At 37.2% G+C, this 5,891-nt stretch carries 6 protein-coding genes; 4 read left to right on the top strand and 2 right to left on the bottom strand.

The genetic code is table 11. The features are described from left to right. Positions 1 to 105: 105 nt before the first annotated feature. The 4 genes from LI091_RS18065 (at position 106) to LI091_RS18080 (ending at position 4,873) form a co-directional block, all read left to right on the top strand. Positions 106 to 1,725, top strand: coding sequence for a leucine-rich repeat domain-containing protein (locus LI091_RS18065; protein WP_265191437.1), 1,620 nt, complete (start codon positions 106 to 108; stop codon positions 1,723 to 1,725). A 16-nt stretch (positions 1,726 to 1,741) separates the two neighbouring features. After that, entirely contained in the window at positions 1,742 to 2,776 is a 1,035-nt protein-coding gene (locus tag LI091_RS18070) for a leucine-rich repeat domain-containing protein (protein WP_173734617.1), read from the top strand. A gap of 198 nt (positions 2,777 to 2,974) precedes the next feature. Next, on the top strand, positions 2,975 to 3,343 hold the full coding sequence (locus tag LI091_RS18075) for a hypothetical protein (RefSeq protein ID WP_173734616.1): 369 nt from the start codon (positions 2,975 to 2,977) through the stop codon (positions 3,341 to 3,343). A gap of 273 nt (positions 3,344 to 3,616) precedes the next feature. After that, positions 3,617 to 4,873, top strand: coding sequence for a helix-turn-helix domain-containing protein (locus tag LI091_RS18080; RefSeq protein WP_173734615.1), 1,257 nt, complete (start codon positions 3,617 to 3,619; stop codon positions 4,871 to 4,873). A gap of 114 nt (positions 4,874 to 4,987) precedes the next feature. On the opposite strand, the gene LI091_RS18085 is transcribed toward LI091_RS18080, so the two are convergent. Both LI091_RS18085 and LI091_RS18090 read right to left on the bottom strand, forming a co-directional pair. Further along, on the bottom strand, positions 4,988 to 5,197 hold the full coding sequence (locus LI091_RS18085; protein ID WP_173734614.1) for a hypothetical protein: 210 nt from the start codon (positions 5,195 to 5,197) through the stop codon (positions 4,988 to 4,990). Between the two features lie 3 nt (positions 5,198 to 5,200). Then, on the bottom strand, positions 5,201 to 5,779 hold the full coding sequence (locus LI091_RS18090; protein WP_173734613.1) for a hypothetical protein: 579 nt from the start codon (positions 5,777 to 5,779) through the stop codon (positions 5,201 to 5,203). Positions 5,780 to 5,891: the final 112 nt, after the last annotated feature.

Raw genomic sequence — 5,891 nt, forward strand, 5'->3', positions numbered from 1 at the left:
TAGCTGCGTAAAAAACAGTAGTGGTGGTATGGACCCACCCTGAATCTACGGGGCCCAGGCTCCGCACATCAGATGCTCGGTAATTTAATTGCCGAGTAGTTCACCTTGGACAAAAGAAAAAACTATGTGTTTCCAGGCATAAAAGAATTGGTTATTGAAGAAGGCTCTTGTGGGGTATTTGTCGCGAACACGATGTTTCCCAATGTAAAACGTGTGACATCACATAACCAAAAATATTTATCAAGTGATAGAATGCTTATAACAATCCGCGACGATACAAAACGAATGCTGCTGCATGTGTTTGATTTAGAGTCTACAGCGCAGATTGATTTAAGGTGGATATCGCAGATAGGCACAAAAGCGTTTGAAGGATGCAAAAGCGCTCGCCTGGTAAATTGTGACTGCGTTGAGTGCTGTCATGAGGATGCGTTTTTCGGTTCTGAATTTACGGAAACAGCGACGTATGACGGTGGCTTAAAGATGGCCGGCGGAATCATAATTGATGTTGACGAAACAGCGGAAGAAATCGTATTTCCGGATGATAAAAAGATATTTGCAATACAGGCAGGCCTGGATTTCGCCAAAGCAAAAAGGCTGGTTTTAAAAGATGTAGGGTTGATTCCAATGCTTTCCCGCCATCATTTGCCAGAAACTCTGGTTATTGATGACCCGAATTTCAGGAATCTTGATAAATTATCGCCAATAGAACTTAGTGGAGCGATAAAACAGATAGAAACGACTGATAGAGTGAAGCATTTTTCTTCATGTGATGGAATTCTTTACAACAAGACTCAGGTAGAGTTGCTTTTCTGCCCAAAAGGGCGAAGTGGCGAAACGGTAATTCCGGAAGGCGTCAGGACGATAAGGCAGCAGGCATTCAGACGTAGCCATATAGTTTCTGTAAAAATGCCAGATTCACTGAGGACGATTGAAGACCAGGCTTTTGAATACTGTAAGCAGTTGAAGCACGTTGATTTTGGACATGGGCTGAAGCGCATTGGAGCCAGTTGCTATTTTGACGTTTTTGCATATTCCGGTCTTGAAGAGGTTGTGATTCCTCCGCAGGTAGTAGAAATCGGATGCGCTGCCTTTTATGGCTGTTATTTAAAAAAGGTAACTTTAAATGAAGGTCTCGCCGTTATTGGAGAGGATGCATTTGCTATAAATGAACTGGAAGAGATAACTATTCCAGAGAGTGTATCTTCTATAGGAGAAAGTGCCCTGCGCCGGATTCCAAAGGTATATACAAAAAGATATATTGATGGACTGGTATCTGCAGTTACAGAACCGAAATTATTCGCTGAAACTTCATATTGCGTGGAACTTAGCATTGCAAAGCATGAATTTATTGTTCCGGCGCATGTGAAATCAGTTGAGGTTGCAGAGTCAATGATTCTTGAGGCATTGAGTGGAGAAGGCAATAAGACTAACACACTCTACACCTGCTCTATATCTATCGCTGAACGGCAGGATACAGCGATTAAAATGTACGAGAAGACACAGAGCCAGAAAGCAAAAGAATATTTGAAAAGGTCCGGAAAAGGAATTGCTTTCAGGCTGTTAAGAGAGGGAAGAGCGGAAGACTTAAGAAGGCTTATCCAGTTTGATGTCTTATCAAAAAAAGCCTTAAGTGAATTACTGGAAAAGGCTGCAGACAGACCAGAGATTACGGCTTATATCGTGCAGATGATGCAGAGCAAAAAGAAAACAAATTTGGAGTTATAGGAAAGGAATTTGAAAAATGGAAGAAAATATATTTTTCAAAGAAATCGACGGTATTACATATACTTCAGATATGCGCGTGATTACTGGATGTAAGAAAGATATCGAAGGGCATATTATAATTCCGGAAGGTGTTGAAATTATTAAAGCAGAAGCATTTAGGTCATGCGAATCTATTACATCTATAATCCTTCCTGATTCGTTGAAAAGAATAGAATGGAGAGCATTTGTGGATTGCCGTAATCTACAACACATTGATTTTGGGAATGGAATCCAGCAAATTGGATGTCTTGGCCTATCAAATGACATTTTTGACGGATGCAAAAACCTTCATTCAGTAATAATCCCGTCACAAGTTAAATATATCGGAGATGCTGTTTTTTATAAAACCGGATTAAATACGATACAGTTAAATGAAGGACTGGAAAATATTGGAAATATGGTTTTTGGGAATTGCCAAATGTTAACTCATCTTATTCTTCCTGCATCATTAAAGCACTTTGGGTTTCATAGGTCTAACCATTTCGCAAACATTACACTGAAAACGATACCTGTTGATTTTATTTTGAAAATCACGGATACGTCTTATCGTTATCACTATCCTGAGTATAGAATTATCACATTAACTATTGGTGATAGAAAGGTTTTCATTCCAAATATGATGGATGAATACGATAGGTCCAAAGTCAATGCAAAAATAAACGAAGAGGGCGTAACTGATAACCTTATGTACAGCATGTATAAGTACGCTCCATCTGAGGCTATTCGTACTGAAATCGGATATCACATCTATAATGAAGCATTAAAGCAAAATAATGTTGATAAAATCGATGAGGGATTCAGGTTAAAATTAAAACAAAGGGCTACTGGCATGATTTTTCATTTGTTAGACCAAGACAGACTTGAAGAAGCCATAATGATTATTAATCTTGGCTTTTTATCAGAGTCTATGATTAGAGGTTTTCTAAAAAAGACAGATAATCCTGCGGTGAGAGCGTATTTACTTGAGAATCTACATAAATTGGATGGCGATGGGAAGCAAATGCAACTTTAAATAAAAAAACATAAAATTTTCATATTTCATATTGAGGAAGGCGTAAGCCTTCCTCTTTTTTTGTTCCAGAAAAAAACGGATTTTTCATTTTAAAAAGAAAGGATAAAAAAATCCGCAAAGATTTCAGCATTTAACAATTTTCCACATACCTACAGCAGAACAAAAAACAAAGAAATGCTGAAAAAGGAGCAAAAAAATATGGAAAAAATATACAAGACAGAAAAAGAAGGGCAGATTGCGTTCTTTGATAACTATGGAATTCCATGGCAAGAAAATAACGGAGTGCTTGTTGAGAACTCTGACGGTGTTTATAATGGCGTACTGTTTGAGTTCAAGCTGAACATTAACGGAGAACGGGAAGTCCGCGGCCGACGAAAAATCGCCCGCGGGTCAAATGTTTCGGTTTTAACTTCACACGCGGGTCTGAATCCCCGTTCGTGCACTGCACTCAGCCTTACGGCTTCGCTTGTCAGCCTCTGCGAGGCTTGGTTACGAGCCGGAACGGCGAGTTATCAAAAAGTCGCACACGATATTTTTATTTATTATGCGCTTTCATCTCGGATATAGAATAACCGAGGATTCCCGCTTTAAATCCTAAAAGAATACTATGTGTCACATATTAAAGATAAGATGTTTGAATATCAGCTGATTAAATAGTTCGTTTTCCTGGTTCAGACAGACTTACGTTCACCGCGTCAGTTGCTGACGATTCTGACAAAGCCGGTAAATCAGCAGCTGCCGAGGAGGATGTACCAAGAAAATTTTTCAGACCGGCGCAGTTGTATTTTTTGTCGCGTCCTGTATAATATCTGGCAAACAGAAAAAATGGAGACAAAAAAAATGCAGAAAATAATAGTCTGGGCAAAAAAGAGTAAAATAGAAATTGCACAATATATACAGAAAAGACAATATACAAAATTGCTGAATGAATACTGTAAAATCGCCGGATATTCAACAACAAAGGCTGCCGCAGTGTTTAAATGCTCCCGTCGGTCGATGCAACGGTATCTATCTGGGGAGCGCATGGTTCCAATGTACATTGTTAATCAGGTAATGAATGAAATGGGAACTACAAAAGAAGAGATATGTTGTGCCGCAGAGGCTGAAAAAGATACGGGAGAGAAATGTGATGTGAACTGCAAGATAGAAGGAGAATTTGATTCCGATGGGATGTTTGTCTGGTATGGAAACGCAAAAAAAATACTGTTTAATATTTTGTATGCTTATCGAACATTGATAAAAAAGCAATCACGGTTCCAAGCGGCATGCGAATTAGATATCCTGGAGAGCACGTTGTATGAATATGAATGTGGAAAAAGAAAGATACAACAGGCAGATATCATAAAAATCCTGAATGGATATAATATGCGTCTGGAAGAGTTATTCCCGTCGTTAGTATCGTATGATGGCAGAAAGACTTTTTTGCCTTTAAATCCTGTGATGAGTCTAAATTTGGATGGAAAAGACTACGATTTGTTGGAAGATGAATTGTACGTGGCAGACGATGGCGGCATAGTTGATTCCTGGCCGGTTTTTCCAATCCAGAGGTATGATGTTGATGGCAGGCCATTGTTAAAATATATGCCAGATGAATTAACAATAGATGAATATGCAAATTCCGATGAATTAATCTTTATTAAAGATGATTTTACTTATTACGAAAAAGATATTGATGGTCTAAAGCTGCCGCCAAATTACCTTCCATTTTTCGGAAAAGATATCGTAAAAAATAAACAGAAAAATTCACAAACAGGAAGACATGTAAAATTTGTTACTCAACCTGAATTTTTGACAGACTATAAAATATCTTTAAAATCTACGACACGCAAAATAACATTTTCTCTTCATGATTACGTTTTTTCTAACAGTCCATGGTATGCTATGCTTCGTGATGAAGAATATTTTCAGAAGGGCGAGCTAAAGTTTATAGGGGAAAAAATTCCAGAAAATGAATGTATCGTATGGCCAGATGGGCAATATGTACGAATATTGGAATTGTATATTGCAAAATATCCATATCAATACAAATATCTTAAACACGCTTTTGTCTGTAATGGGCCATATCTTAATTGGACTATATATGAGGCAAAAGAATAGCAACAGCGCCTTTGGCGCTGTTTTTTTTGTATTTTTCCTGTCGATGTGCTGTTTTTTTGTAAGGTAGAACAAAAAACAAAAGGCGAGGATTTCATCCTCGCCTAATTACTTGCATTAGAACGCAACTTTTTCTCCAGTGTCACAATACACTAAAGCATTTTTCTTTACAGAATAAATTGTTTTTCTTGGTTCTTTATGCGCCATATCTACTGTGATAATATGGCCATATTTTTCAATCTGCATTTCTTCTATTTTTTGTTTGAGCTCATCTTTAGACAGATTACATGGAATAGAAGTTTGCTCATCAAGATACTCATAACCCATAATTTATACCTCCTTGAAGATTATATCGTTTGCGGCTCTGAATATTTTTAATGCCTCAATTTGAGCATCATATTCATCGTAACCATTTGCTTTTAAATCAGACATATAGACATCCCAAAGCCTGAAGTCAACATGTCTAAAGGATGAATATGTAAAAATCTTGCCATCATGACATATAATTATGCCGAACTTATAGCCGGCATTAAGAAGGCAATTGAAATCATCCGGACTTGGTGGAAAACTGGATGGATGTGTATGTATTGGAATCAAATCGCTATATTTGCTTAATATCTTAGCAATGGAATCATCAACTCTAATCATTCGCTGCCTGGTCTCATCCATTTTTCTATAAACAACCTTTTCTTCTGTAGGACTAACCCAGCACATATCTTCAAACATGGTTCCACTTCTATGAAATAACATTTCCTTTGCATTTTTGTAGATAAGTTTATTAATAACTTTTGAGTCAGTCAGATTGTCAAATTTTCTTCTATACTCTCCACTATTGATATATGCATGATTAATCTGTGTTGGTTTATTGCGACCATATCGCTGTTCTTCGTCTTCTCTAATGTAATACATATGTCTCCTTTCTTAATATTATAACCATTATTGGTTTTGTAATCAATAATAATATGATTTTTTCTTAGACATTTAGGATTTAAAGCGGGAATTTTTGGTTATTCTTTATTCG

This window comes from Blautia sp. MSK20_18, from assembly GCF_020553125.1.
Lineage (GTDB): Bacteria > Bacillota > Clostridia > Lachnospirales > Lachnospiraceae > Blautia_A > Blautia_A fusiformis.

Coding starts and splice junctions, on each gene's coding strand:
- LI091_RS18070 (WP_173734617.1), top strand. CDS start 1,742: ATGGAAGAAAATATATTTTTCAAAGAAATCGACGGTATTACATATACT.
- LI091_RS18075 (WP_173734616.1), top strand. CDS start 2,975: ATGGAAAAAATATACAAGACAGAAAAAGAAGGGCAGATTGCGTTCTTT.
- LI091_RS18080 (WP_173734615.1), top strand. CDS start 3,617: ATGCAGAAAATAATAGTCTGGGCAAAAAAGAGTAAAATAGAAATTGCA.
- LI091_RS18085 (WP_173734614.1), bottom strand. CDS start 5,197: ATGGGTTATGAGTATCTTGATGAGCAAACTTCTATTCCATGTAATCTG.
- LI091_RS18090 (WP_173734613.1), bottom strand. CDS start 5,779: ATGTATTACATTAGAGAAGACGAAGAACAGCGATATGGTCGCAATAAA.